The following is a 634-nucleotide window of genomic DNA, read 5'->3' as shown; positions in this document are numbered from 1 at the left end:
GCTCGACTGACGCGTGTGGCGGCGAAGTTGGAGGCTGCCGCGTCGATGCCCGGGGATCCGGTGATGTTCGGTGCAACCCGCCCACCGTTTCCGAATCGGGCCGCCGTTGCCGGAGGACGGCGTCGTTGCCTTTGAGGAGCGGCACGGCGTGGGGCTGCCGGCTGACTATCGAGGGTTCATCACCATGGTCGGGCACGGCGGACCCGGCCGGTTCGGTGGCGCCGGCCCCTTCTACGGCCTGCACTCGCTAGAGGACTGGGACATGGGTCTGTGGGGCATGCCGGACACCACCACGTTGGCCAGGCCGTTTCCCGCCGAGCCGGGGCGGGTGTACGAGGATTGGCTGGCCGAGGTGGCGCCAGGCGATGAGGACGAGCCGTACTGCGGAACGTTGGCGCTCAGCGACCAGGGCTGCGGCTACCTATCGCTTCTTGTCGTCAGGGGACCGACGCGTGGACGGGTCATCGATAACTGCGAGAGCAAAGAAGGTCCGGTCTTCACTGGGGATCAGGACTTCCTGTCGTGGTATGAGAGATGGCTGGACGCTGTCCTGGCCGGCGAGCGGCATTTTCGCTAACAGCGCGCTGATTCCGGAGGCTGAGGCGCAGCGTTTCACGGCATCCGCAAATGCCGC

At 66.7% G+C, this 634-nt stretch carries 1 protein-coding gene; it reads left to right on the top strand.

The window, feature by feature from the left end; all coding sequences use genetic code 11:
- The first annotated feature begins 70 nt into the window (after positions 1 to 70).
- Positions 71 to 577 carry a hypothetical protein gene (locus AC1WTP_RS34460; RefSeq protein ID WP_481653384.1) on the top strand — a complete coding sequence of 169 codons (507 nt, stop codon included), beginning with the start codon at positions 71 to 73 and terminating at the stop codon, positions 575 to 577.
- Positions 578 to 634 lie beyond the last annotated feature (57 nt).

Source organism: Micromonospora sp. R311 (assembly GCF_056780015.1).
Note: the sequence above shows the minus strand (reverse complement) of the source record. Positions and strands in the feature narration are given on the sequence as shown.